This is a genomic window from Microbacterium sp. bgisy207 (assembly GCF_057706855.1).
Genome location: NZ_JBYIPB010000004.1, coordinates 216,876 through 241,919, shown reverse-complemented (window position 1 = coordinate 241,919; position 25,044 = coordinate 216,876). Strand labels below are relative to the sequence as shown.

The following is a 25,044-nucleotide window of genomic DNA, read 5'->3' as shown; positions in this document are numbered from 1 at the left end:
GCATCGGGCTCTGTTCCAGCAGCGCCTGTCGCGCGCGCAGAAGGGTCGTGACCGGCCAGAGATCATCCGAGGCCTCCACCTCGGGCCATTCGGCGTCGGGGTCGTGACCGTCGAAGCGCTCCACGGCGATGAACGACTCGGCGAGGGCCCGCTCGTCTCGCAGCGCCCGGCTCCATGCTGCCGGGATGTCGCCCCCGACGCGGTCGAAGCGCCGGAGTTGCCGACGAGCCTCCACCAGGTTGCCGCGAAGCGCGTGTACGGTCGCGGACTTGGCGAGGATGCTGCGGTGGAGAGGACCGCACGTGTCGGCCAGACGCGCGGCGGTCGCTGCACGCGAAGCAGTGCTCGAAGAAGCGGCGGCGAGCCCGGAGCCTCAAGACTCCCGTCCTCGTCGCGCCGCGTCGCCTCAGCCAGAAGCGCTGCACCGTCGTGAGGTCGCGAGCGGACTCTGTTCTCGCTGAGCGCCACGAGCATCGACTCTGCACTGACCGCGTCGACCTGCACCGGTGCGCCCGGAGCCAACTCGGGCACGCCCAGGAGATCGGTCCCCTGATGGGATCGCAGCACCACGCGTGCCGCGGCGACGCGCACCGCCCAGATTCCGTCGTGCGGGGCCAGCGTCGCCAGGGCCCGTGTCGCCAGACGGAGGTCCTCGAACAGCAGCCCCCAGAGGGCGAACTCGAGGATCGATGCCACGTCGTCGAGCCGTTCGCCGTCGATTGCGGCGCTCAGGCTCTCGCGCAGCTGGTCATCGACGTGGCGGTGCATGGGTTCCTTATAACGAAGGCTGCCTGCACCCGCCAAAAGCAGCCTGGGAAAGGGTGGAGTCGATCGTGAACTCCGCGTCAAGACAAGTCTAGGGCGTGGCGATGGTTGGACGATCTCTCGGTGAGACACGGATGATTTCCCCGTTGCGCGTCGAACGGGCCTGTTGCCGAGTCCAATAATCGAACCGGGGGGAGACGCGGGCACCATGGTGTCCGCGCCCGGTGTCTCGTCTGGGGAAGGCCCGTGACCCGCAGTTCCGCTGCTTCTGTTGTCGCCGGATGGATCCGGGCGATCAACGCTGCCGATCTGCCCGGTTTCCTGCGCGAGCTCGAAGAGGACTGCGTGCTCGTGGAGCCTCAACACACCTACATCGGCAAGGGCAATCTCGCCGAGTGGTTCGAGATGGTCGTCCTCGGACGATCATCCACACTTCGCATCCTCTCGGCGCACGACGCCGAGCCTGACCATCTGCTGGCGTGGGCGGAGTGGCACGCGCGGAGCTTCCATGACGAGATCAGGATGTGGACCCCGCTCGCGGTGCTGACCGCGGACGGACGCATCCGCGAGATCCACATCTCGCCGCCGATGCGGGTTCCGCGGCTCGTCGCGAGCCCGCCCGGACCAGAGGAGAGCGCTGCATGAGACGAGCCCACCGACGAAAGCCGCACACCCCCCGCCGCCCGCCGCGGCCCCCGGGGGGTGCACGATGGTGGCACTACCTTCTGGTCGCGCTGCTCGCGGTTGCGGCAACAGCGCTGGCGGCCGGTGCCCTCATGCACGACTACTCGCCCATACAGCGGTCGGAACAGGCCGAAACGATCAGCGCCCCGGCCCCGAACTCACCGACGGACGTGGGCCGGTAGCTCCGCCCCGTTCCAGGTTCCGGGAGCGCCACAGGACTCCCGCCGCGATCACGCCCTGCACCATGACGATGGCACTGATCACGGCGGCGATCGTCCCGGCCGCCTGATCGGATGCCGTCAGCAGATCGAAACCGCCATGCCAGATCAGCACGGGGACGATGCTCCATCGTGCGCCGCGGGCCAGCCACGCCAGAAGGTACGAGCCGGCGACGAGGGCGAGCATCCAGCCCACGATGCCGGGTCCCATCTCGCGATACGTCGGGTTGAACACGAACGCGGGCGCGTGCCACACGATCCAGACGCCCGCGACGATGAGCGCGGCCCAGAACGTCGAGAATCGCCGGGCAAGGTGCGGCAGCAACCAGCCCCGCCACCCTGCTTCCTCCCCGAGCCCGAAGGTCAGCACCCAGACGGTCGCGACCGCTGCGACATTCCATCCCGGCAGCTTCTCCGTCAGCCCGAACTGAGCCATCTCGGGCCACCCGCCGGCCACGATTGCTGCGGTGAGATAGCCGGCGACGCCGTAGGCGACCGGCATGCCGATCGCCCACCACCACCACACGCGACGGAATCGCAGCGAGAACGTCCGACCCGCCCAGGAGCGTACGCCCCGCCATCCACCGCTGTACGCACTGGCTGCGAGCGCGCCGGCCAGCGGTCCGAACGACCCGGCGAAGAAGATGAGCGGGACCTGCGGAAGCTCGGGGGCGCCGAGCGCGGCGATCGCCAGCGGCGTCCACACGAGCCACGTGAGCCCGAACGTGGTCACCACGAACACGACGGTGCTGCCGCGTCGTCCCGCGACCAGATCGTCGACGGATGACGTCATCTCGACCTCCGCGCCGGCGCCGAGGCGACTGCTCGCGCTGCCGCGAGCGCCGAGGTCACATCGGCGGGGCGAAGATCACGCTAGGGGGAGCAGGCAGGTCGGTGAAGGGACCTCGGTCCTGGCCCGCGCGCGGCCCGGAACGCCCCGGGGATCGACGGGCAGTGCCACGACCTCGTCCGAGCGTTGTCCCGCAACGAGCAGCCCGTCCGGGAGCACCAGGTGGTGCCGGGGCCAGTCGACCTGTGCCTCCACGAGGGCCAGCGGCGTGACAGTCTCGCCTTCGCCGGTGACCCGCAGCACCGCGATCGTGTTGCTGCCGCGCACGCCGGCATACAGCACGGTGCCATCCCGCGACGGCGCCAGTTCCGCTGCCGTGTCCCCGTCGAGCGTGCCCGACCCGAGCGGCGTGCCTCCGACGACCCCCCACGTTCCCGTCTCATCCGGCGCGAGCACAAACAGCTCGCACGAGAGCTCGGCGACGATGTACAGGTGTCCGCTCGGGTGCAGGATCCCGTGACGGGGCCCACAACCACGCGGCATCGTCACCTCCTGCAGGAGCCGAGGCGCACCGGAGCCGGTCCGCCAGAACCGCACGAGATCGAAACCCATGTCCGTTGTGGCCACGACGCCCGGCGCGACCACGATCGACTGGTGCGCGTGCGAGACCCGGGCGTGCTCGTCGTAGCCGGCGTACGGATCGGATGCGGCATCCGCTGTGACCGCTCGGCGAAGGCGGCCCTCGGCGTCCAGATCGAGCTGAACGACCCGGCCGTCCCCCCAGCAGGTCACGAAGAGCCGCTCGCGCCCCACGAGGATGTGGCACGACGCGGCCCCGACAGGGACGGGCTCGCCCAGGGGCTTCCAGGCATCGGCGCCGTACGCCGTGAACGCCTGGACGGCTCCGGCGCCTTCGAGTGTCGCGTAGACGACATCGAGCGTCGGGTGCCTGGCGATCCACGAGGGCGACGGGGCGGCCACGGCTGTTCCCCGCCACACCAGGCTGCCCGCTGCGGTGGCGTCGGCGTCGCCTGCCGTGAGCAGCCCGATCCCTCCGGCGGTGCCCTCCATGTCTGCGGTGTAGCCACCCACCAGGAGTCGCATGCGCGGGCCTCAGTCGACCAGGTCGTGTCGCACGATCACGGCATCGCGACCGGGTCCGACACCGATCACCGAGATGCGTGTGCCGCTCATCTCCTCCAGCGCCAACACGTAGTCCTGCGCCTCCAGCGGCAGATCGTCGAAGGAGCGTGCCCCCGAGATGTCCTCGCTCCAGCCCGGGAGGTACTCGAGGATGGGTCGTGCGTGGTGGAAGTCGGACTGGTTGTCAGGGATGTCGTCGAACCGGCGCCCCTCGACGTCGTAGGCGACACAGACGGGGATCTGCTCGAGTCCGGTGAGGATGTCGAGCTTGGTGAGCACGAGGTCGGTGATGCCGTTGATGCGCGTCGCGTACCGGGTGATGGGCGCGTCGTACCACCCCACGCGTCGCGGGCGCCCGGTCGTGGTCCCGAACTCGAATCCGCGCTGTCGGATCCACTCTCCCTGCTCGTCGAAGAGCTCGGTCGGGAAGGGTCCGGAGCCCACGCGCGTCGTGTAGGCCTTGACGATGCCGACGATTCGGTCCAGGCGATTCGGGCCGACGCCCGAGCCGGTGGCGGCGCCGCCGGCCGTCGCGGACGACGACGTCACGAATGGGTACGTGCCGTGGTCGACATCGAGCATCGTGGCCTGCCCGCCCTCGAAGACGACCAGTTCGCCCTTGTCGAGCGCGTCGTTCAACAGGAGCGAGGTATCGGTGACCATCGGACGCAGCCGCTCGGCATAGGAGAGCAGGTCCTCGACGATCTCATCGACCTCGATCGCTCGACGGTTGTAGACCTTCACGAGCAGGTGGTTCTTCTGCTCGAGGGCACCCTCGACCTTTTGCCGCAGGATCTTCTCGTCGAAAAGGTCCTGCATCCGGATGCCGACGCGGTTGATCTTGTCTGCGTAGGCCGGACCGATTCCGCGCCCCGTCGTTCCGATCTGGCGCTTGCCGAGGAAGCGCTCCGTGACCTTGTCGAGCGTGCGGTGGTACTGCGTGATGACGTGTGCTGCCGAGCTGATCTTCAGCCGCGAGGTGTCGATGCCGCGCGCGCGCAACGCCTCGAGCTCCCCGAACAGCACCTCGAGGTCGACCACGACTCCATTGCCGATCACCGCATTGACGCCTGGCGAGAGAATCCCGGAGGGAAGCAGGTGCAGGGCGTACTTCTCATCGCCGATCACGACCGTGTGGCCGGCGTTGTTGCCCCCGTTGAACTTGACGACCCAGTCGGTGCGCTCACCGAGCAGGTCAGTGGCTTTGCCCTTACCTTCGTCGCCCCACTGCACTCCGACGATCACGATGCCTGGCATGGGGTTCCCCTCGGGCTGACGACGTGCCTTACGCGTCGATCCTACCGAGGCGTCGATACAGTGATGCCATGCTGCGCAGTCGCCGGTGGGCACAGGCTTGGGCTGTTCTTCGTCTCCTGGTCGCTGCGGCGGGCGTGGCCGCCATCGTCGGGCAGCTGATTCGCACCGTGAGCATCTCGGCCGCCAACGGGTGGCCACTGGGCCTGACAGCCGTCGACTTCTTCAGCTTCTTCACGATCCTCTCCAACGTCGGAGCCGCCGTCGCGCTGACGATCGGAGCGTTCCTGATCCTGCGCGGCCACCGCATCGACCCCGCCTGGTTCGCCACACTGCTGGCTGCCGTGTCGACGTACATGCTCATCACCGGGATCGTCTACAACGCGCTCCTGCGGGGTCTCCCGCTCCCGCAGGGGTCCACCGTGCCGTGGTCGAACGAGATCCTGCACGTCTGGGCTCCCCTGTTCCTCCTGCTCGACGTGTTCCTCGGACCGCTGCGACGCCGCCTGCCCTGGCGCGCACTGTGGGCGGTCATCGCCTTCCCGCTGGTCTGGGTGACGTACACGCTCATCCGCGGTCCGCTCGTCACCGACTTCCGCACGGGCAATCCGTGGTGGTACCCCTATCCCTTCCTGAACCCGAACGTGCAGCCGTGGGGCTACGCGGGGGTGGCCCTGTACGTCGTCGGGATCGCCGCGGGCATCCTGCTCATCGCGGCAGGGGTGATCTGGCTGGGTCGCCGGCGCGGCGCCGAGCCAGGCGACCCTCCGGTGGCTCAGTAGACTGAGGTTCCATGTCGAAGGTCCTGGAGTCCCTGCCCATCGGCGAGCGCATCGGCATCGCCTTCTCGGGGGGACTGGACACCTCCGTGGCCGTCGCGTGGATGCGCGACAAGGGCGCCGTGCCCTGCACCTATACGGGCGACCTCGGTCAACCGGACGAGGACGACATCGCCGCCATTCCCGGTCGCGCGCTCACCTACGGCGCCGAGCTCTCGCGTCTGATCGACTGCAAGAGCGCGCTGGTCGAGGAGGGTTTCGTCGCTCTCGCGTGCGGTGCGTTCCACATCCGTTCGGGCGGGCGCACCTACTTCAACACGACCCCGCTGGGTCGCGCGGTCACCGGCACGCTTCTGGTGCGCGCCATGAAGGAGGACGGCGTCGACATCTGGGGCGACGGGTCGACCTACAAGGGCAACGACATCGAGCGGTTCTACCGCTATGGGCTGCTGGCCAACCCCGCTCTGCGCATCTACAAGCCGTGGCTGGACGCCGAGTTCGTCCGTGAGCTGGGCGGACGCAAGGAGATGAGCGAGTGGTTGCTCGCGCACGGCTTCCCCTACCGCGACTCCGCCGAGAAGGCCTACTCGACCGACGCGAACATCTGGGGCGCGACCCACGAGGCCAAGACCCTCGAGCACCTCGATGTGTCGCTCGAGACGGTCGAGCCGATCATGGGCGTGCGCTTCTGGGACCCCGAGGTGCAGATCGCGACCGAGGACGTCACGGTCACCTTCGACGCCGGTCGCCCTGTCGCCCTCAACGGCGTCGAGTACGCGGATGCCGTCGAGCTGGTGTTCGAGGCCAACCGGATCGGCGGACGCCACGGCCTGGGCATGAGCGACCAGATCGAGAACCGCATCATCGAGGCGAAGTCGCGCGGCATCTACGAGGCCCCCGGCATGGCGCTGCTGTTCATCGCGTACGAGCGCCTCGTGAACGCGATCCTCAACGAGGACACCCTGGCGACCTACCACGAGCAGGGACGGCGGCTCGGACGCCTCATGTACGAGGGACGCTGGCTCGAGCCGCAGTCCCTCATGCTGCGCGAGTCCATCCAGAAGTGGGTGGGTTCGACGATCACTGGAACGGTGACCCTGCGTCTGCGCCGCGGTGAGGACTACACGGTGCTCGACACGACGGCGCCCGTCATGTCGTACGGCCCCGAGAAGCTCTCGATGGAGCGGGTGGGGGATGCCGCCTTCGGCCCGACCGACCGGATCGGCCAGCTCACGATGCGCAACCTCGACATCGCCGACTCTCGCACCCGCCTGGAGCAGTACGCGGGCATGGGACTCATCGGCGGCCCGACCGGCGAGCTGGTCGGTGCCCTGCGGCGCGGCGAAGCCGACGAGATCACCGAGCATGCGGCACCCTACGACGCCGACCGGGAAGAGCTGGCCGAGGCGACGGATGCCGCCGGCGAGGCCGCGGCGTTCGACTTCGGCGCCGACTGAGCACGCGTCCTCATCCGCAGAGACGAGCAGGATGCCCAGGTCCGTCCCGCTGCCGTCGCGTGTCGTGCTGAGTGTGGCCGGGACGCGGGGGGAGGGACTCGGCGCCCGTCCGGCGAGCGCAGGCGGCAAGGAGGTGCCTGGTGCACGTTGAGCTTTCCGACGTGAGCAAGGGTCGGCGGGGAATCGCCCTGCCTCCCCTGAGTCTGGCCTACGGCAACGGGCTCGCCCGCCTCGCCATCGCCGAGACCGAGCAGCGCCCCACCGTCCTCGGTCTCATCGCTGCGGGCCGGATGACACCCGACACCGGCACCGTCAGGATCGACGGCGTCCCGGACCGCGCCGCCCTGCGTCGGCGAGTCGCCCTCGTCGACGCGCCGGAGGTCAGCGATCCGGCTCCCAACGTGACCGTGTGGGGGATCGTCGCCGAAGAACTCATGTTCGCGGGTCGTCCGGCGTCGCCCCGCGAGGTGAAGCGGTGGCTGGTCGCCCACGACGCCGCAGCACTCTCGCGCCTGCCGATCGCCGATGTGGCACCGTCAGATCGGCTCCGACTGCTGATGGAGCTCGCGATCCTCCGGCCGGGAGTGGAGGGGCTCGTCGTCGTCTCGCCCGACCGTCACGGTGGCCACCCAGAGCGGTGGTGGCAGATCGCGAGGGGCTTTGCCGCCCGCGGGACGAGCGTTCTGGTGATCGCCGGTGCGGCCTCGGGCGCGGTGCTGGCCGAGATCGCACCCCGAGCCGAGCTCGGCCCTCGGGAGGAGAGGCCGGCCCGAGAAGATGCTCCCGTCCTCGAGTCCGCCGACCCGGCGCCGGGGGAGGACCCGGGCACAGCCCGTCTCGACGATGCGGAGGAGGATCGGTCGTGAAGGTTCCCGCCATGATCGTCGCGGAGCTTCGGCGACTGACGGCAACGCGCATGTCGACCGTCGCGCTGCTGGCACTCATGCTCGTGCCCGTGCTCTACGGCGGCGTGTATCTGTGGGCCAATCAGGACCCGTACGGGCGCCTCAACAACGTCCCGGTTGCCCTCGTCAATCTCGACGCCGGAGCCGAGAACGACGGCACGCGTGTGAACTATGGGGATCAGGTCGCCGACACTCTCCTCACCGACGGCAGCTTCGACTGGCAGGGCGTGGATGCAGACGCTGCCGAACAGGCCCTCGCCGACGGATCGGTCGATTTCATCGTGACGATCCCGGCCGACTTCTCTACGGCCCTGGTGTCGATCTCGGGCAGCGATCCGCACCAGGCCCAGCTGGAGCTCGAGACCAACGACGCCAACAACTACCTGGCCTCCACGATCGGCGACCAGGCGATCGAACGCATCCGGGTGTCGGTCGCTCAGCTGGTCGGGCAGGAGGCCGCCTCACGGCTGCTCACCGGCATTGCCGACATCCGTTCGAATCTGCAGGGGGCCGTCTCCGGCGCGACGGAGCTGACCGACGGGACCGGCCAGGCCGCTGATGGCTCGGCCCGGCTGGTCGATGGCGCCGCGCAGCTCGCCGCCGGGCTGACGCAACTCTCGGGCGCCGCGCCGCGCCTGGCCGACGGCGCCGCCGAGGTCTCCCAGGGCACCGCCGCGCTGGCCGGATACGCCGACCAGGCCAGCACCGCCAGCCAGCAGGCAGTCGACCAGCTCCCCGTGGTGCGCCAGGACATCATCGACGCGCTCACCGCCGAAGGGCTGACCCCCGGCGAGATCGACGCGATCCTCGCGCGCCTCGACCCCCTCGCCGGGGCCGTGCGCAACGCCAACGCTCGCGTACAGAGCGCCGTCTCGTCTGTCGACGCTCTGGCGGAGGGCGCGGCGCAGGTCGCCACCGGCGCTCAGCAGCTCTCGAGCGGGCTCCAGGATGCCGCCAGAGGCACGCAACTCGACAGCGCATCCCGCGTCCTGGCCGACGGGTTGACCCAGATCGATCAGGGGGCCGCGGCGCTGCGGGAAGGGCTCGCATCCGGGGTCGCGCAGATTCCTGAGACGGATGCCGCTCTTCGCGACGCGCAGGCGCAGACGATCGCCGATCCGGTCGGCGTGCAGACCGGCAAGGTCGCCGCCGCGGGAGACTACGGCGCGGGCCTGGCCCCGTTCTTCGCGGCCCTGGCGGGCTGGATCGGGATCTACGCACTGTTCCTGATCGTCAAGCCGGTGTCGCGGCGTGCCGTGACCGCATTGCACTCGCCGATCCGTGTGACGCTGGCCGGCTGGCTCACGCCGGGCCTGCTCGGCGGTCTCCAGATGGTCGCCCTGTTCGGCATCCTCGCAGCTGCCCTGGGCTTCACCTTCTCCCACCCCACGGCAACGCTCGGGGTGATGGTGTTCGCCTCGCTCACCTACGCCGCGATCATCCTGGCCCTGAACGTCTGGCTCGGATCGGTCGGTCAGTTCCTGGGACTCGTGCTGATGGTCCTTCAGCTGGTGACCGCGGGGGGCACCTTTCCCTGGCAGACACTGCCCGAACCGCTGATCTGGCTGCACCACATCCTGCCGATGGGATACGTCGTGGACGGGATGCGCCAGCTCATGTACGGCGGGAACCTCACCCGTGTCGGTACCGACCTCTGCGTCCTCGGTCTGTGGCTGCTCGGTGCCCTCGCTGTCGCGGCGATCGGCGTTGCGCGAATGACCCACGGCAGGACCCTGCGCGACCTCCAGCCCAGCCTCATCGGCTGACCGGGCATGCCGCCGTGGGGGGCTAGGATGACCCTCTGACACCGGATCCCAGATCCCTTGCGACGGCGTCCAACCGGCCTACCCGAGAGGCTTCAATGTCGAATCCCGCAGCCGCCCTCACCGGCGACATCCCCGACGAGGCACCGCCGCGCCCGCGCCGAGGTCGCCGAATCGGCCTCATCGCTTACAGCGTGTTCGTCGGCGTCGTCGTTCTCGCGCTGATCGCGGCGGGGGTGGGCGTCTGGTTCGTCAATCGCTCGTTCCCGCAGACGGAGGGAACGATCGCCCTGGACGGGCTATCGGACACGGTCACGGTCCAGCGCACCGATCTCGGCATCCCGACGATCACGGCAGGTTCGACCGACGACCTGTTCTTCGCGCAGGGATATGTTCACGCGCAGGATCGGTTCTGGGAGATGGACTTCCGCCGCCATGTGACCAGCGGGCGGCTCTCGGAGCTGTTCGGCCAGTCACAGCTGGGCACCGACGCGTTCTTGCGCACGCTCGGCTGGCGAGCGATCGCGGAGCAGGAGGTCGCGGCTCTCGATGAGACCACGCTCTCGTACTACCAGGCCTACGCGGATGGCGTGAACGCGTACCTCGCCGACCGTGACGGCGCTGACGTGTCGCTGGAGTATGCGGTTCTCGGGCTCCAGAACTCCGACTACCAGATCGAACCGTGGACTCCGGCCGACTCCGTGGCGTGGTTGAAGGCGATGGCCTGGGATCTCCGATCCAACATCGAGACCGAGACGGAGCGCGCGCTGCTCGCGACTGCCTACACCGACGAGGAGCTCCTCGAGCTGTACCCGGGGTACCCCTTCGGGGAGAATCCGGTCATCGTTCCCCAGATCACCGATGTCCCGGCCGCAGCGGACAGCGAGGATGCGGCGGCGGCGGGGATCCGCTGGACCGAGGTCGCCGATGTCGTGAGCGCCGTGTCGAGCTTGGTCGGCGGTGCGGGCGAGGGAATCGGCTCCAACTCCTGGGTCGTCGCGGGCGACTACACCGACACCGGGATGCCGCTTCTTGCCAACGACCCGCACCTCGGGGCATCGCTGCCGAGCGTCTGGTATCAGAGCGGCCTGCGGTGCTCCGCCGTGAGCGAGGCCTGCCCCTTCGATGTCGCCGGGTTCGGCTTCTCGGGGGTACCCGGCATCATCATCGGGCACAACGCGTCGATCGCCTGGGGGTTCACCAACCTCACGACGGATGTCGTCGACCTGTACATCGAAAAGCTCGACGGCGACCGGTACTGGCGGGACGGCCAGCTCGTCGACCTCGACATCCGCACCGAGACCCTGAAGGTCGCCGGCGGGGACGACGTCGAGGTGACGATCCGCTCGACCGTCCACGGACCGATCGTGTCGGGGCTGACGGCGGAGTTCGACGCGATCGCTTCGGACCCCGTTCCGGGAACAGCCGGCGCGCCGATCACCGCGGCGGCTGAGCCCGACGGCGAGACGGCCGTCAGCATCCAGTGGACGGCCCTCCAGCCCGGAACAACCGCCTCGGCGATTTTCGACCTGAACACCGCCACCGATTTCACCGGCTTCCGTGCGGCGGCCGAGAAGTTCGTCGTCCCCGCGCAGAACCTGATCTACGCGGACGTCACCGGGAACATCGGATACCAGACACCCGGCCAGCTTCCCCTCCGTGGGGCAGGTGATGGATCGATGCCCCAACCCGGGTGGGACTCGGCGTACGACTGGAAGGGCTACATCCCGTTCGCCGATCTGCCGGTCGCCTACAACCCGGACGAGGGATACATCGTCACGGCGAACAATGCGATCGTCGACGAGAGCTATCCGCACTTCCTGACGCGCGACTGGGACTACGGCTGGCGCGCGGCCCGCATCGACGAGCTTCTGCAGCGGGCGATCGCAGAAGGACCGGTGACGGCCGAGGTGATGCGCAGCATCCAGGCCGACAACCAGTCCGAGATCGGCAAGACCCTGATCACGGTGTTCGAGGATCTACGCACCGGCGACGAGGCGACGGATGCCGCCCTCGACCTGCTCCGCCAGTGGGACGCGCAGAACGACGCCGACTCTTCCGCGGCCGCCTTCGCGAATGTCGTCTGGGACGAACTGGCCCAGAATCTGTTCACGCGCGGCCGGGAGGTTCCGGTGCCCCTGACCAACCAGTCTCGGCAGTTCCTGGTCGTGCAGAACCTGCTCAGCGACCCCGACTCGCCCTGGTGGACGAACACCGAGCTCGGCATCTCCGGTCAGCGCGCGATGCTCGAAGCCAGCGCGCGCAGTGCGACGGAGTTCCTGACACGGGCGCAAGGATCCAATCCGCTCCAGTGGCGGTGGGGGGACCTGCACGCCATCACCTTGACGCACGACACATTCGGTACCTCGGGTATCGCCCCGATCGAGGCGCTGTTCAACCGCGGTCCGTTCGCGGTCGGCGGCGGCTCGTCGGTGGTCAACGCGACCGGATGGCCTCTCGGCGGCGGGTTCGCCACCACGACCGTCCCGTCGATGCGGATGATCGTGGATCTCAGCGACTTCGACGCGTCCGGGTGGAACCACCTGACCGGCGCAAGCGGTCACGCATTCCACGAGAACTACACCGACCAGACGGCGACCTGGCAGACGGCGCAGCTCACGCCGTGGGCGTTCTCTCCGGATGCCGTGACCGCCGCCGCGGAGCACACCTTGACTCTGGAGCCGGCGGGCTGAGTCGGTTCAGCCCGGGTCGGCTCCGGTCTCGGGGCGCGAGGTCTCGATCTCGGCGTCGGCGAGCTCGTCCACGGCGAGGTCGTCGCGGTTCATCGTGCGGTTGCGGTACGCCTGGCGACCCACCATCTGCGCTGCCAGCGGCGACGCGGCGAGCTGGATCAGCACGATGGGCACGAGGAAGGCGACCACCGCCCAGCTGCGCAGCGAGAGGGCGATCGCCCCGCAGATCAGGATGACGCCGAGCACCTGCGGTTTGGTCGCGGCGTGGAGGCGGCTGGGGACGTCGCGGAAGCGCACCAGGCCGATGGCCGCCGTCACACACAGGAGAGCCCCGAGCAGGATGAGCACGAGCGCGGCGCCGTCGAGGAGGGCGGCGATGTCGACATCCGTCATTTCGTCACATCCTTTCTGGCGACGAATCGAGCGATAGCGATCGACCCGAAGATCCCGACCGCCGCGATGATCAGCAACACCGGCAGGGTCCGGGTGTGGTGCCCGATGGCCATGTCGGCGCCGAGCACGCAGATCACCTCGGTCAGGAGGACATCCGAGGCTACCGCGCGGTCGAGAATCGACGGACCGACCACGATGCGCCACAGGGTGATGAGAGCGGCGACAGTGAAGGCCGCGTAGATCGCGATGAGCAGGATCGTCGTCGCCGTCATGACCGTGCCCCCTCCTGTGCGCGGCGAAGCCGCTGTAGCTGCTCACGGGAGCCGAAGGCACGAGTGATCCGCGCCTCCCACGTGAGCGTTTCCCGCCGATGGGCCTCGATATCGGCCTCGCTGTGGACGCCGATCACGTGCAGATACAGGATGCGGCGATCACGGTCGGCATCCATCACGAGCGAGCCCGGAATCAGTGAGCAGGTGATGGCGGTGTGGGCCATCAGCAGGTCGTCGTCGGTCCGCAGCGGCACCGCGATGACGGCGGCGCCGGGTTGACGCCGAACGTCGAGCACCTGCAGCGCAACCGTGAGCGACCCGCGCACCAGGCCCAGGAGGAAGGTGACGACGAACACGAGCGCGTACCAGACGTTCACGCGCCCGGTAAGCTCGACCGGCGGCAACCGGAACACCGACATCACGACCACTGCCGCCACGACGCCGGTGAGGAACGCGAGAAGGGTGAACTGCCCCCACAGCAGCATCCAGAGCAGCGTCAGCCAGAGCAGGACGGGCAGTTGTCGCCACACGCCCGGGAAGAACCCGACCGCGGTCGGTTCGCGATCTGTCATTGCTCCACCTCCCCGCTCAGGTCGACCGACTCATCGAGTTGGACCACCGTGATCGGCTCGAGCAGCGCCCCGCCCACGCGCGCGCACACTTCGTACAGCGGGCCGGCGAAGACGGTCAAGGCGACACTGACCGCGACCATCCCCGCCGTGGCGGAGGTCATGATGCGGGGGATGGCGCGGCGTTCCGTGGTGGTCGTCGCGGCGGGCGCGGACTGCAGGTAGGCCGTCCGCTGTTCGGTCTCGGCCGAATCGTCCTCCTCGCGCCAGAACGAGAGGTTCCAGGCCCGCATCAGCGCGTAGAGGGTGAGCAGGCTCGTCGCGATTCCGGCGACGATGAGGGTCATCATGAGCGGTGTGCCCACCGCGGCGGCCGCGTCGAACAGCGCGTACTTTCCGATGAAGCCCGAGAACGGGGGGAGACCGCCGAGGTTCACCGCCGGGATGAAGTAGAGCAACGCAATCACGGGCGCCGCGCGCATCAACCCCTTGACCTTCAGGATCGAGGTGCTCCCGGCGCGACGCTCGACCAGACCGACCGAGAGGAACAGGGTGGTCTGCACCACGATGTGGTGGACCATGTAGTAGATCGTCGCGCCGATCGAGGCGGGAGTCGCGATCGCGATCCCGAAGACCATGTACCCGACATGGCTGACGAGGGTGAACGACAGAATCCTCTTGAGTTCGGCCTGCGCGACGGCCCCGAGAATGCCGATGACCATCGTCGCGAGCGCGGCGATGAGCAGAATCGTGTTGAGGTCGTTCTCGAGGAAGATCTGCGTCTCGGTCCGGATGATGGCGTACACGCCGACCTTGGTCAGCAGCCCAGCGAACACCGCGGTCACCGGCGCCGGCGCGGTGGGGTAGGAGTCCGGGAGCCAGAACGACACGGGGAAGATGGCGGCCTTGATCGCGAACGCGAGCAGCAGCATCACGTGCAGCACGTACTGCGTCTCCTGCGGCAGCTGTGCGATGCGGTCGGCAAGCTGCACCATGTTCACCGTCCCCGTCGCGCCGTAGATCATCGCGATCGCCGACAGGAACAGGATCGACGAGACCAGCGAGACGACGATGTAGGTGATCCCGGCACGGATGCGTTGCTCGCTGTTGCCGAGGGTGATGAGCACGTAGGACGCGACGAGCAGGATCTCGAAGCCCACATAGAGGTTGAACAGATCCCCCGCGGTGAACGCGACGAAGATGCCCGCCGCGAGGATGAGGTACGAGGGGTGGAAGATCGACACCGGCGTGTCGTCGTCGCCGTCGGCCGCGCCCTGACCGATCGAGAACAGCAGCACGGCCAGCAGCACAACGCTCGAGACCATGACCAGCAGCGCCGCGAGCCGGTCGACGTAGAGAACGATGCCGAACGGTACGGGCCATCCACCCACCGAGACCGCGAACGGCAGGTTCGAGGCATCCACGGCGATCAGCAGCACCGTGGCGATCACGAGCGTCAGGACGAGGGTCACGACCGACACCCCGACTTGGAAGCGACGGTGGCGACCCGCGATGAGCGCGATCGCTGCGCCCAGCAGCGGCAGGGTCACCAGGAGCGGAACGAGGGCCGTCATGAGCTGCCCGTCCGATCGTCTTCGGCGTCGGAGGCGACGAAGTCGCTCGTCGCGTCGTCGTCTTCGAGTTCGATCTCCTGATCCATCTCCTCGTCGGTGCGCATGCCGCGCTCACGGATCGCCAGATCGACTTCGTCCTCGTCGAAGGTGTCGGCCTGGCCGAGCTGCCAGGAGCGGTAGATCAGAGCCAGCAGGAACGCCGAGATCGCGAAGGTGATGACGATCGCCGTGAGCATGAGCGCCTGCGGAAGCGGATCCGACATCGCCGCCGGCTCGCCGTCGCCGTAGAACGGCGCGAGGCCTGGACGACCCATGACGATCAGCAGCAGGAGGTTCGCGGCGTTGCCCAGCAGCAGGAATCCGATGAGAACGCGAGTGAGGCTGCGCTCGAGCATCGCGTAGACCCCCGCGGCGAACAGCACGGCCATGATGATGATGAGAACGAGCGAGACGTTCACGATCCGCTCACCTCCTCGCGTGCGGCCACCGCGGTCCCCGCCGCATGGGCTTGACGATCGACCTCCGCACCGAGGCTTCGCAGCACGTCCAGGACGAGGCCGATGACGACGAGGTAGACGCCGACATCGAAGAGGGTCGAGGTGACGAACTCGATGTGTCCGAGCACCGGGACCTCCGCCTCGAAGATCGCACGCGTGAGCGGCTCGGCCCCGAATGCCAGCGGAGTCACAGCGCACGCGACCGCGATACCCATGCCGATGCCGAGGAATCGGCCGGCATCGGTCGGCGCGGCGGCGCCGAGCTCATAGCGTCCGCCGGCGATATACCGCATGACCAGGGCCATCCCGGCCACCAGCCCACCCGCGAATCCGCCACCGGGCAGGTTGTGCCCGGCAAAGAGCAGGTAGAGCGACACGATGATGATCGAGTGGAAGAGGATCCTCACCACGATCTCGAGCAGGATCGACCGGTTCTCGGGTCGCACCCGCTGTCCGCCGATGAGCCACGCGGTGCGCGTACCGCCGCCGGCGGCATCCTTCTCGACCAGCCGCGTGCCGCGACGCAGCCCTCGGTGAGTGATCGGCGCTGTCATCTGCGACAGCGTGTCGGAGCGGTGCGTCACGAACACGAGCGAGGCCACTCCCGTGGCAGCGAGCACGACGACGGACAGCTCACCCATCGTGTCCCACCCGCGCAGGTCGACGAGCGCGACGTTGACGACGTTCTTGCCGTGCCCGATCTGGTAGGCCAGGTCGGGGAAGGCGAGCGAAATCGGCAGTTCGACCCGCGCCCCCGTCGCGACGATGGCAACCCCCGCCATGACGATTCCCACGAGGACCGCCAGCGCCGCCCGGGCCACCACGAACGCCGAGCCGTTGTGCGCGCCCAGGCGCGCGGGGATGCGACGCAGCACGAGCGCGAACGCGACCATCGTCACGGTCTCGACGAGGATCTGGGTGAGGGCGAGGTCGGGCGCGCCGCTCGTCGCGAACAGCACGACCATCCCGAGGCCCGTCACCGAGACCAGAACGACACCCGTGTACCGCTTGCGCGCGCGGACCGCGATGACTCCCGCAGCGATCATGACCGGAGCGACGGCCAGCTGCACGGGGGTGTGGAACGCGTCCAACTGGGCTCGCCACTCTGATGACGCCACGAGCGCGGTTCCTTCACCGGCGACGAGGACGAGGAAGATCGTCGCGACGTAGACCGGCAACGAGCCGCGCTGGACGAGCGTGGTCGTGAGCACCGACAGCCGTTCGATGCCGCGCAGTGACGCGTTGTAGGCGTCGACCGCCGTGAAGGGAAGCGCGCGTCGCCGCCCGAAGCCACGGGCGGTCACGACGAAAGCGACGATACCGAGCGCGATCGTGCCCAGGGAGATCCACAGCGCCGGCTCGAAACCGTGCCACAGCGCCAGATAGGCAGCGTGCTCGGGCGCAGGAACACCGGGGGTGGCAAGCGGCGAAAGGTCGGCATACGGCGCGAACGCGATATCCAGCAGCGGCGCGGCAACACCGCCCGCCAGACTGAGGAGGGCGAGCACGACCGGAGCGAACAGGAAGCCGGCGGACGGAGCGGGCCACGACGCGCGCGCCACGCCGGGCTTGCTCCAGAAGGCTCCCCACACGAAACGGATGCCGTAGCCGGCGGTCAGGGCGGAACCGAGCACGACTCCCAGGAGCGCCACGATGCCCCATCCGGAACCGCCGAGAGACTCGTCGAGAAGGGCCGCGAGCGCCCCCTCCTTCGCCACGAACCCGATCGTGGGGATGATGCCGACCATGGACGCGATCGAGACGATACCGGCGGCAGCCAGCACCGGCGCCTGTCGCCCCAGCCCGCTGATCTCTCGAAGGTCGCGGGTCGACAGCTGGTGATCGATGATGCCGACGATGAGAAACAGTGCGGATTTGAACAACGCGTGGCTCAGCAGAAGCGCAAGCCCGGCCAGGGCCGCGTCTCGCGTGCCGTACCCGAGGACGATCATCAGGAAGCCGAGCTGACTGACGGTGCCGTAGGCGAGGAGGCGCTTCAGGTCCGTTTCGCGCAGAGCTTGCCATCCGCCCAGAAGCATCGTGAAGGCACCCAGCCCGATCACGATCGGATGCCACGCGGGATTCTCGGCGAAGACCGGGGCAAGCACGGCGACCAGGTACACGCCGGCCTTCACCATCGCCGCCGCGTGCAGGTAGGCCGACACCGGCGTCGGCGCCGCCATCGCCCCGGGAAGCCAGAAGTGGAACGGGAAGATCGCCGACTTGCTGAGCGCCCCGACCAGCAGAAGCACGACTGCAGCTGTGACGACCGGGCCCACCGGAGGGTCGGCGAGGATCTCGGACAGGCTGGAGGTGCCCGCCTGCACGACCAGCAGAACGACGCCGATGAGCATCACCAGCCCGCCGAGGGTCGTCACCAGCAGCGCTTGGAGCGCTGCCCTCCTGCTCGCGGCTCGCCGGTTGTAGTGGCCGATGAGCAGGTACGACAGGACGCTCGTGACTTCCCAGAACATCACCAGCACGACCACGTCGTCCGTGAGAACGAGCCCGTACATCGCACCGGCGAAGGCCAGGAGCACGGCAGCGAACTGGCCGAGCGCATCCTTGCCGTCGAAGTACCAGCGGCAATAGAGCAGGACGAGAGCCCCGACCCCGGTGACGATCAGGGCGAGCACCCACGAGAGCGTGTCCATCCGCATCGACAGTTCGATGTCGAGGGGACCGATCCACATGACCGACTCGAAGGGGATGTCGCCGGAGAGCACCCGGGGCGTCTGTGCCGCGGTGTGGACGAAGGCGGCGAGGGAAACCGCCGCGGCGAAGAAGAAGGCGCGCGGCCCCCAGGCCCGCACGAGGACGGGCAGCAGCAGAGAGGCCGCCGTGAACGCTACGAGAACGAGGAGCATGTCGGCCTCCTCGTGGTCGTCGTCCCGTCGATGCTGCGGGATCGGGCGATCAGGGTGTGGAGTTCATCCTATCCGCGGACCGCTGCCCCCGAGGCGGCCTGGGCGGGCGGGACCGGCCCGCTCGTGGTCCCCGTCCGGAAGGAGCACGTGAAGGTGACGGATGTGACATCGTCCCCTGCCAGCATCGCGACCACCGCAGCGCCCGCCGCGCGGCCCTTCTCCACCGCGGGCTGGACGAGGGTCGTCAGCTCGTACGCGTCCAGTCCATCCACGTCGACGCCATCGAATCCCGTGACACTGAGATCCTCGGGAACCCGCAGCCCGCGTTCTTCGGCGGCTCGGATGACGCCGGCGGCGAGCAGATCGGTCTGAGCGATGACCGCCGTCGGTCGGTCGTGGACGGCAAGGATCTCGCGCCCGGCGAGCAGTCCCTCGTCGATCGAACTGGTCACCGCGGCGTAGGCGGGCGCCTCGGGATAGACGGCACGCGCCCCAGCCAGGCGGGCCTTGGTGACATCGACTTCGACCGCATCGCCCGAGCCGAACCATCCGCGCTCGCGACCCGGGCGGATCGGGAGAGTCAGCAGTGTCACCCGTTCGTGCCCGAGCTCGCGCAGGTAGCTCGCCGCCCGCTGCTGCGCCTCGCAGTTGTCCAGTTCGATCCGGGGGACGTCCGCTCCGGCATCCCCCTCGATGACGACGACCGGCACGCGCCGAGCTCGCAGCACGTCGAGCGCGGCCTTACGGGTATCCCCGAATCCGACCAGGACCGCCGCGTCGATGGGGGCCGCGGTCATGGTGGATCCGGTATCCGTGGTCATCTCCGGTACGCCGCGGTCTGCAGCCGAGACGGATGCCGACACGACGGACGCCTGTTCGTCCCGAAGCAGCAGCAGCCCGGCCTTGAGGGGAGCCACGCCCTCGGCGATGCCATCCATCATCGCGATCGTCACCGGGTCGCGAAAGGCCGCGCGAAGCGACCCCTCGAACACGACGCCCACAATGCCGGACCGTCCCCGTCGCAGGGATGCCGCGCGTGGGTCAGGTCCGGTGTATCCCAGAGCCTCGGCCGCGGCGAGGACCCGCCGCTTGGTCTCCGCGGACGCGGGGGCATTGCCGCTGAACACCACGGAGGCGGTGGATGCCGAGACACCCGCCTCACGCGCAACGTCGGCGATCGTTGCCCTGCGCTCGCTCATGGTGCCTCGATCGTACTCGGTCGCGCATCCGTCACATCGGGGCCGTGGTGAGAATCGAATCGTTTCGATACCCTTGTTCGGTGGATACCACCCTCTCTCGCGCGCAGATCGTCCGTTGGCGCACGGCCATCTTCACGGTCTTCTTCCTCAGCGGCCTGAGCGTGGCGACCTGGGCCGCCCGCGTACCCGCGATCAAATCGACCCTGGGTATCGACAACATCCAGATCGGCTTCATGCTCCTGGGCGCGGGGCTGGCATCCATCATCGGCCTGTCGCTGGCATCCGTCGTGCTTGCCCGGTTCGGCGCTCGGCGCGGCATGCTCGCCGCGGTTCTCACGTTCTCGGTCGGCGTCGTCCTCGTGGGAATCGGTGCCGATCTCGCGAACTCCTACGCGGTCGTCGTCGCGGGGCTCGCGCTGTTCGGCCTGGGCAACGGGTCGGTCGACGTCATGATGAACGTCGAGGGCGCCGCGATCGAGAAGACGATCGGCAAGACGATCCTGCCTCTGTTCCACGCCTTCTTCAGCTTCGGAACCGTCGCCGGCGCCGGCCTCGGCGCGCTCGCGATCGCACTGGACATGAACATCCTCGTCCACACCGCGATCATCGCCGGACTCCTTGCCCTGGCCGGCCTCTGGGCGACGGCGAACGTGCCGGCCAGGGAGATCGCGATGGACCCGGATGCCGATCCGGCACCGACCGCGAAACCGGCTATGCGCGAGCGCCTCCACGTCGCCCTGTCGGCGTGGAAGGAGCCGCGCACCTACGCGCTCGGCGTCATCATGCTGGGGATGTCCTTCGCCGAGGGCGGGGCGAACGACTGGCTCGCGCTCGGCGTGGTCGACGGCCACGGCGCGAGCGAAGCGCTCGGCGCCATCGGGTTGGCGGTGTTCTCGGTGAGCATGACGGTCGTGCGGGTCTTCGGCGGCCCACTCGTGGATCGATTCGGCCGGGTCGCGACGTTGCGTGTGCTGTCGGTGCTGGCGGCATCCGGGTTGCTGCTGTTCATCCTCGCGCCGAGCGTGCCGCTCATCTTCGTCGGGGCGGCGCTGTGGGGCGCCGGCACCTCCCTGGGCTTCCCGCTCGGGATGTCGGCCGCAGCAGACGACCCCGCGAAAGCCGCCGCGCGCGTGAGTGCCGCCGCGACGATCGGCTACGTCGCCTTCCTGTGCGGGCCGCCGATCCTCGGGTTCGTGAGCGTCCACATCGGCGTGCTCAACACCCTCTACATCCTGGTGGCGCTCACCATCGCATCCGGCCTCGCCTCGGGCGCCGCCAAGCCGCTGGTCACGCCCGCCGCCACCCCGCCCACCTCACCCACGCCGCAGCAGACATCCGCATAACCACGCCCCACCCGCCCGCAGACGTCTGTTGTTGTGCAGATGCCGGTCACTGTGCGGCCTCGCGCCCACACACCCCGGGCCTCCGGGCCTCCGCACCATCACGGGGATTCGCGCAGCCACGCCCCGACTGTGCCCCCAGGTCCGCTGTTGTGCAGATCTCGGTGGCCGTGCGAGGCATCCGGGGACGATCACCAAGTACCGTGGTCGGGTGCGTCTTGTCATTGCCCGCTGCACCGTCGACTACACCGGACGGCTGAACGCGCATCTCGCGCTGGCGACGAGACTGCTGGTCCACAAGGGAGACGGATCGCTGCTCGTCCACTCGGATGGCGGGTCATACAAGCCGTTGAACTGGATGAGTCCACCGTGCTCGCTCATCGTGGAGAGCCCGGATGCCGAAGCCGCCGACGTCGGCGTCATCGAGCAGTGGCGGGTGACCCATGCCAAGACCGGCGACGCGCTGCTCGTTCGCATCTACGAGGTCATTCACGACTCCAGCCACGACCTCGGCGTGGACCCCGGCCTGGTCAAGGACGGCGTCGAGGCCGACCTGCAGCGGCTCCTCGCCGAGCAGGTGGAGGTCATCGGCGACGGGCTCAGCCTCGTCCGACGCGAGTACCCCACCGCGATCGGCCCCGTCGACCTGCTGCTGCGCAATCCCGAGGGCGGCACGATCGCCGTCGAGGTCAAGCGCCGCGGCGACATCGACGGCGTCGAGCAGCTCACCCGTTACCTGGAGTTGCTGGGCCGCGACCCGCACCTGGCACCGGTATCAGGGGTCTTCGCCGCCCAGGAGATCAAGCCGCAAGCACGGGTGCTGGCAACCGATCGCGGCATCCGGTGCGTCACCCTCGACTACGAGGGCATGAAGGGCATCGAGTCCGGCGCGCCGCGCCTCTTCTAGCGGGGACTGGCACCCGGCCCGATTCCCCTAGCGTGGACCTATGCGATCACCCTGGACCTGTGTGCTGTGGGACGTCGACGGCACCGTCGTCGACGCGTCCGAAGGCATCCTTCGTCGACTGACGACGACGCTCGAGCACTTCGGCTACCCCGCTCCGACCCGCGCGGAACTCGTCCACTGGATCGGCCCACCGATGTTCGAGTCGTTCCAGGTCAACCTCGGCATGACACCTGAGCAGTCGACGGATGCCGTGGCCTACTACCGCGCGCTCGGCAAGGCCGAGGGATACACCAGCGGCGCGCGCCTGTTCAACGGGATCGGCGAGCTCATCGCAGACCTCGACGCCGCCGGGGTTCCGCAGGCGACCGCGAGCTCGAAGCCCGAAAACCAGGTCATCGCCCTGATGGACCATTTCGCACTGTCTCCGCACCTTCGGGTGATCACAGGAGCCACTCCCGACGAACGGACCCTGAGCGCGAAAGCCGACATCGTCGCCGAAGCGCTCCGACGTCTGCGCGCCGCCGGTGTCGATACGGCACGCCCCGTCCTCGTCGGCGATCGCCACCACGATGTCGACGGCGGCGCGGTCAATGACGTCCCGGTGATCTTCGTGCGCTGGGGATTCAGCTGGCCCCACGAGTCCGAGGGCGCGCAGGCGACGGTCGACGATGTCGTGTCGCTGCGTGAATTGTTGCTGAGTCCGACAGACTGAGTGGCCAGGGCAGGAGGGCGACGATGACCCACACCACGGCGACAGCGAGGCGCCAATTCTCCGGACCTGGAGCCGCGGCCCGCTCGGTGCTGACACGGATGCCGGCGACCATCGCATTCGTCCTCATCCTGCTCGCCGTCGGCGTCCTTTGGCAGGGACTGTGGCGCTCCTTCAAGGGAAACCCGCTGTTCGTCGACGTGGCATACGGCCTTCCCGCCTTCGTCGACGGTCGGTGGTGGACGCCCCTGACCGGAACCTTCTTCGTCGTCCATCCGTGGGTCTACGTCATCACGATCGCCAGCTTCATCGGGATGGGGTACCTCGAGTGGCGTCGAGGCACGCGGGTTGCCCTCGCGTACTACGCCGTGGGGCAGCTGTTCGCGATCTTCGCGAGTGCGCTGGCGGTGTGGCTGCTCGCCTTCACGCCGTGGCCGTGGGCGCAGCGCGAGGCCCTGGCTCTAGACGTCGGTCCCTCCGGCGGAACGATGGCGTGCCTGGCCGCGGCGGCGAGCCTGCTCCCCTCTCCGTGGCGCTCGCGCGCGTGGTTGGTCCTGATCGGTGGCGCCGCCGTCGCGCTGCTCTACTGGGGATCTCTCGCCGACATCGAACACGCGTTCGCGATCCTGCTCGTTCTCGTGGTGGCCAGGCCCCTGCGTATCCGCCGCGTGAGTGTGCAGGAGCAACGATTCGTCGCGCTCGTCGCAGTCCTCGGATTGGCGGCGATCGAAACCCTCACGTCGATCGTTCCGACCGACGGTCCGTTCGGTCGCACCGAACTGGGCGGTGGGTCCTGGATCGATACCGCAATCGACGTCGGCATCCTGCTGTTGGTGGCTCGAGGGCTGCAGCGCGGGCGACGCTGGGCCTGGGTCATCGCGATCATCCTGGCGAGCATCAACGTCGTGCTCGGCATCCTCGTGGTCGTCCTCACGTTCGGGTTCCCCGCGAGCGATATCGTCTGGGACGGCGACCCGTCGGTCACGGTCGCAACCGCGGTGCTGTGGGCGGCACTGCTGGTCTATCTCGCGTGGGTCCGCGGTGCGTTCCGCGGACGCCGCCGCGCGACACTCGGCATGAGCCCCCCACCGACAGTGGGCGAGGTGCGGGAGATGCTGCACACCTCGGGCGGCGGCACCCTGTCGTGGATGACCACGTGGGACGGCAACTCCTACGCGCGCACGAGCTCGGGCATCGTCGCCTACCAGCGGCGCGCAGGCGTCGCCCTGGTCCTCGCCGACCCGCTCGGGCCGCGCGAGAGCCGCGGCGAGTCCGTGCGCGAGTTCGTATCGATGGCCGAGACCGCCGGTCTGATCCCCTGCTTCTTCTCGGCGGACGAGGCGACCCGTGCCGTCATGCCCGACGGATGGCGCAGCCTCATCGTCGCCGATGACACCATCGTGGATCTCGAAGGCCTGGAGTTCACCGGCAAGCGCTGGGCCGCGGTGCGGACGTCCCTGAATCGGGCCGGGCGCGAAGAGATGACGTTCCGGATGACGCGCCTGACCGATGAGCCGTGGGGCATCCAGCAGCAGTTGCGCGCGATCTCGGACATGTGGGTCGGCGACAAGGGGCTGCCCGAGATGGGCTTCACCCTCGGGACCTTGAACGAGGCGCGCGACCCCGAAGTGCGGCTCGCCCTCGCGATCTCGCCGAGCGGCGACGTCGACGGATTCCTGTCGTGGCTGCCGGTGTACGGTGAGGGTCGCGTCGAGGGCTGGACCCTGGATCTGATGCGTCGCCGCGAGGGCGGCTTCGGCCCGGTGATGGAGTTCCTGATCGGCTCATCGGCACGGTTCTTCGCCGACGAGGGAGCGCGGATGCTGTCCCTCTCGGGTGCGCCGTTGACCCACGACTACCCGCCTGACGCGGGGATGATCGCGGAGATCACCGACAAGCTCGCCGAGATGCTGGAGCCGGTCTACGGGTTCCGGTCGTTGCACCGCTTCAAGGAGAAGTTCCATCCGCGGTACGAGTCGCTGTACCTGCTGTACCGGGACGAGGCAGATCTACCGGGGATCGGGATGGCGCTCACGCGGGCATTCCTGCCCGACGCGTCGCTGCGTCAGCTGGCCGGCTCGGGTCGGGAACTGCTGCGCGGCGGCCGCTGACCCCGACCCTCGAGCACCGACCATCGAACACCCGGGCCGAGCAAGCTCCAGACCCGGGCGTCGACGGATCCCCCCGGATAGATCGCGCCGGAAGCGCGACGAGCCACACTCTATCGACACCCGCGGCGCAGGGGTACTGCATCCGCTCGGATCGA

21 protein-coding genes are annotated in these 25,044 nt (G+C 68.7%); 10 read left to right on the top strand and 11 right to left on the bottom strand.

The window, feature by feature from the left end:
- A partial coding sequence (locus AC3ENO_RS05660) for a hypothetical protein (protein WP_434969628.1) occupies window positions 1–235 on the bottom strand: 235 nt, incomplete at its 3' end.
- 776 nt (window positions 236–1,011) lie between these two features.
- Here AC3ENO_RS05660 and AC3ENO_RS05655 point away from each other — a divergent pair.
- Window positions 1,012–1,410 (top strand): nuclear transport factor 2 family protein, encoded by a 399-nt coding sequence (locus AC3ENO_RS05655; RefSeq protein ID WP_434969627.1) that lies wholly within the window; start codon window positions 1,012–1,014, stop codon window positions 1,408–1,410.
- A gap of 177 nt (window positions 1,411–1,587) precedes the next feature.
- Here AC3ENO_RS05655 and AC3ENO_RS05650 read toward each other — a convergent pair whose 3' ends face one another.
- The 3 genes from AC3ENO_RS05650 to AC3ENO_RS05640 all read right to left on the bottom strand — a co-directional run bounded on the left by AC3ENO_RS05650 (window position 1,588) and on the right by AC3ENO_RS05640 (window position 4,857).
- On the bottom strand, window positions 1,588–2,460 hold the full coding sequence (locus AC3ENO_RS05650; protein WP_434969626.1) for a CPBP family intramembrane glutamic endopeptidase: 873 nt from the start codon (window positions 2,458–2,460) through the stop codon (window positions 1,588–1,590).
- A gap of 75 nt (window positions 2,461–2,535) precedes the next feature.
- The gene (locus AC3ENO_RS05645) at window positions 2,536–3,561 is read right to left on the bottom strand and encodes a lactonase family protein (RefSeq protein WP_434969625.1); all 1,026 of its coding nucleotides are present in this window, start codon (window positions 3,559–3,561) and stop codon (window positions 2,536–2,538) included.
- A 9-nt stretch (window positions 3,562–3,570) separates the two neighbouring features.
- The gene (locus AC3ENO_RS05640; RefSeq protein ID WP_434969624.1) at window positions 3,571–4,857 is read right to left on the bottom strand and encodes an adenylosuccinate synthase; all 1,287 of its coding nucleotides are present in this window, start codon (window positions 4,855–4,857) and stop codon (window positions 3,571–3,573) included.
- Window positions 4,858–4,925: 68 nt separating this feature from the next.
- Here AC3ENO_RS05640 and AC3ENO_RS05635 point away from each other — a divergent pair, with 68 nt between their 5' ends.
- The 5 genes from AC3ENO_RS05635 to AC3ENO_RS05615 all read left to right on the top strand — a co-directional run bounded on the left by AC3ENO_RS05635 (window position 4,926) and on the right by AC3ENO_RS05615 (window position 12,451).
- On the top strand, window positions 4,926–5,636 hold the full coding sequence (locus tag AC3ENO_RS05635; RefSeq protein ID WP_434969623.1) for a Pr6Pr family membrane protein: 711 nt from the start codon (window positions 4,926–4,928) through the stop codon (window positions 5,634–5,636).
- Between the two features lie 11 nt (window positions 5,637–5,647).
- Window positions 5,648–7,090 carry an argininosuccinate synthase gene (gene argG / locus AC3ENO_RS05630; RefSeq protein WP_434969622.1) on the top strand — a complete coding sequence of 481 codons (1,443 nt, stop codon included), beginning with the start codon at window positions 5,648–5,650 and terminating at the stop codon, window positions 7,088–7,090.
- Window positions 7,091–7,230: 140 nt separating this feature from the next.
- The gene (locus AC3ENO_RS05625; RefSeq protein ID WP_434969621.1) at window positions 7,231–7,956 is read left to right on the top strand and encodes a P-loop NTPase family protein; all 726 of its coding nucleotides are present in this window, start codon (window positions 7,231–7,233) and stop codon (window positions 7,954–7,956) included.
- The gene (locus AC3ENO_RS05620; protein WP_434969620.1) at window positions 7,953–9,761 is read left to right on the top strand and encodes a YhgE/Pip family protein; all 1,809 of its coding nucleotides are present in this window, start codon (window positions 7,953–7,955) and stop codon (window positions 9,759–9,761) included. The genes AC3ENO_RS05625 and AC3ENO_RS05620 overlap by 4 nt, the downstream gene beginning before the upstream one ends.
- A 95-nt stretch (window positions 9,762–9,856) precedes the next feature.
- Window positions 9,857–12,451 (top strand): penicillin acylase family protein, encoded by a 2,595-nt coding sequence (locus tag AC3ENO_RS05615; RefSeq protein WP_434969619.1) that lies wholly within the window; start codon window positions 9,857–9,859, stop codon window positions 12,449–12,451.
- 6 nt (window positions 12,452–12,457) lie between these two features.
- Here AC3ENO_RS05615 and mnhG read toward each other — a convergent pair whose 3' ends face one another.
- The 7 genes from mnhG to AC3ENO_RS05580 all read right to left on the bottom strand — a co-directional run bounded on the left by mnhG (window position 12,458) and on the right by AC3ENO_RS05580 (window position 19,822).
- Window positions 12,458–12,844, bottom strand: a complete 387-nt coding sequence (gene mnhG / locus AC3ENO_RS05610; RefSeq protein WP_434969618.1) for a monovalent cation/H(+) antiporter subunit G — start codon at window positions 12,842–12,844, stop codon at window positions 12,458–12,460.
- On the bottom strand, window positions 12,841–13,116 hold the full coding sequence (locus tag AC3ENO_RS05605) for an MrpF/PhaF family protein (protein WP_434969617.1): 276 nt from the start codon (window positions 13,114–13,116) through the stop codon (window positions 12,841–12,843). Before AC3ENO_RS05605 ends, mnhG begins: the two co-directional genes overlap by 4 nt.
- The gene (locus tag AC3ENO_RS05600; RefSeq protein ID WP_434969616.1) at window positions 13,113–13,688 is read right to left on the bottom strand and encodes a Na+/H+ antiporter subunit E; all 576 of its coding nucleotides are present in this window, start codon (window positions 13,686–13,688) and stop codon (window positions 13,113–13,115) included. The genes AC3ENO_RS05605 and AC3ENO_RS05600 overlap by 4 nt, the downstream gene beginning before the upstream one ends.
- A complete protein-coding gene (locus AC3ENO_RS05595) occupies window positions 13,685–15,259 on the bottom strand; it encodes a Na+/H+ antiporter subunit D (protein WP_434969615.1) in 1,575 nt (524 codons plus the stop codon). Before AC3ENO_RS05595 ends, AC3ENO_RS05600 begins: the two co-directional genes overlap by 4 nt.
- Complete coding sequence (locus tag AC3ENO_RS05590; protein WP_434969614.1) at window positions 15,256–15,717, bottom strand: Na(+)/H(+) antiporter subunit C; 462 nt, start codon at window positions 15,715–15,717, stop codon at window positions 15,256–15,258. Before AC3ENO_RS05590 ends, AC3ENO_RS05595 begins: the two co-directional genes overlap by 4 nt.
- Window positions 15,714–18,623, bottom strand: a complete 2,910-nt coding sequence (locus AC3ENO_RS05585) for a Na+/H+ antiporter subunit A (protein WP_434969613.1) — start codon at window positions 18,621–18,623, stop codon at window positions 15,714–15,716. Before AC3ENO_RS05585 ends, AC3ENO_RS05590 begins: the two co-directional genes overlap by 4 nt.
- 68 nt (window positions 18,624–18,691) lie before the next feature.
- Window positions 18,692–19,822 carry a LacI family DNA-binding transcriptional regulator gene (locus AC3ENO_RS05580; RefSeq protein WP_434969612.1) on the bottom strand — a complete coding sequence of 377 codons (1,131 nt, stop codon included), beginning with the start codon at window positions 19,820–19,822 and terminating at the stop codon, window positions 18,692–18,694.
- A gap of 80 nt (window positions 19,823–19,902) precedes the next feature.
- Between AC3ENO_RS05580 and AC3ENO_RS05575 the strand changes: the two genes are divergently transcribed.
- From AC3ENO_RS05575 to AC3ENO_RS05560, 4 genes are all read left to right on the top strand, one after another.
- The gene (locus AC3ENO_RS05575) at window positions 19,903–21,165 is read left to right on the top strand and encodes an MFS transporter (protein ID WP_434969611.1); all 1,263 of its coding nucleotides are present in this window, start codon (window positions 19,903–19,905) and stop codon (window positions 21,163–21,165) included.
- A 208-nt stretch (window positions 21,166–21,373) separates the two neighbouring features.
- Entirely contained in the window at window positions 21,374–22,069 is a 696-nt protein-coding gene (nucS, locus tag AC3ENO_RS05570) for an endonuclease NucS (protein ID WP_434969610.1), read from the top strand.
- A gap of 40 nt (window positions 22,070–22,109) precedes the next feature.
- A complete protein-coding gene (locus AC3ENO_RS05565; RefSeq protein ID WP_434969608.1) occupies window positions 22,110–22,781 on the top strand; it encodes an HAD hydrolase-like protein in 672 nt (223 codons plus the stop codon).
- A gap of 23 nt (window positions 22,782–22,804) precedes the next feature.
- Window positions 22,805–24,889, top strand: a complete 2,085-nt coding sequence (locus AC3ENO_RS05560) for a bifunctional lysylphosphatidylglycerol flippase/synthetase MprF (RefSeq protein ID WP_434969607.1) — start codon at window positions 22,805–22,807, stop codon at window positions 24,887–24,889.
- Window positions 24,890–25,044 lie beyond the last annotated feature (155 nt).

Coding starts and splice junctions, on each gene's coding strand:
- AC3ENO_RS05595 (WP_434969615.1), bottom strand. CDS start 15,259: ATGACGGCCCTCGTTCCGCTCCTGGTGACCCTGCCGCTGCTGGGCGCA.
- AC3ENO_RS05585 (WP_434969613.1), bottom strand. CDS start 18,623: ATGCTCCTCGTTCTCGTAGCGTTCACGGCGGCCTCTCTGCTGCTGCCC.
- AC3ENO_RS05615 (WP_434969619.1), top strand. CDS start 9,857: ATGTCGAATCCCGCAGCCGCCCTCACCGGCGACATCCCCGACGAGGCA.
- AC3ENO_RS05565 (WP_434969608.1), top strand. CDS start 22,110: ATGCGATCACCCTGGACCTGTGTGCTGTGGGACGTCGACGGCACCGTC.
- AC3ENO_RS05650 (WP_434969626.1), bottom strand. CDS start 2,460: ATGACGTCATCCGTCGACGATCTGGTCGCGGGACGACGCGGCAGCACC.
- AC3ENO_RS05605 (WP_434969617.1), bottom strand. CDS start 13,116: ATGACGGCGACGACGATCCTGCTCATCGCGATCTACGCGGCCTTCACT.
- AC3ENO_RS05640 (WP_434969624.1), bottom strand. CDS start 4,857: ATGCCAGGCATCGTGATCGTCGGAGTGCAGTGGGGCGACGAAGGTAAG.
- AC3ENO_RS05580 (WP_434969612.1), bottom strand. CDS start 19,822: ATGAGCGAGCGCAGGGCAACGATCGCCGACGTTGCGCGTGAGGCGGGT.
- argG (WP_434969622.1), top strand. CDS start 5,648: ATGTCGAAGGTCCTGGAGTCCCTGCCCATCGGCGAGCGCATCGGCATC.
- AC3ENO_RS05600 (WP_434969616.1), bottom strand. CDS start 13,688: ATGACAGATCGCGAACCGACCGCGGTCGGGTTCTTCCCGGGCGTGTGG.
- AC3ENO_RS05635 (WP_434969623.1), top strand. CDS start 4,926: ATGCTGCGCAGTCGCCGGTGGGCACAGGCTTGGGCTGTTCTTCGTCTC.
- mnhG (WP_434969618.1), bottom strand. CDS start 12,844: ATGACGGATGTCGACATCGCCGCCCTCCTCGACGGCGCCGCGCTCGTG.
- AC3ENO_RS05560 (WP_434969607.1), top strand. CDS start 22,805: ATGACCCACACCACGGCGACAGCGAGGCGCCAATTCTCCGGACCTGGA.
- AC3ENO_RS05645 (WP_434969625.1), bottom strand. CDS start 3,561: ATGCGACTCCTGGTGGGTGGCTACACCGCAGACATGGAGGGCACCGCC.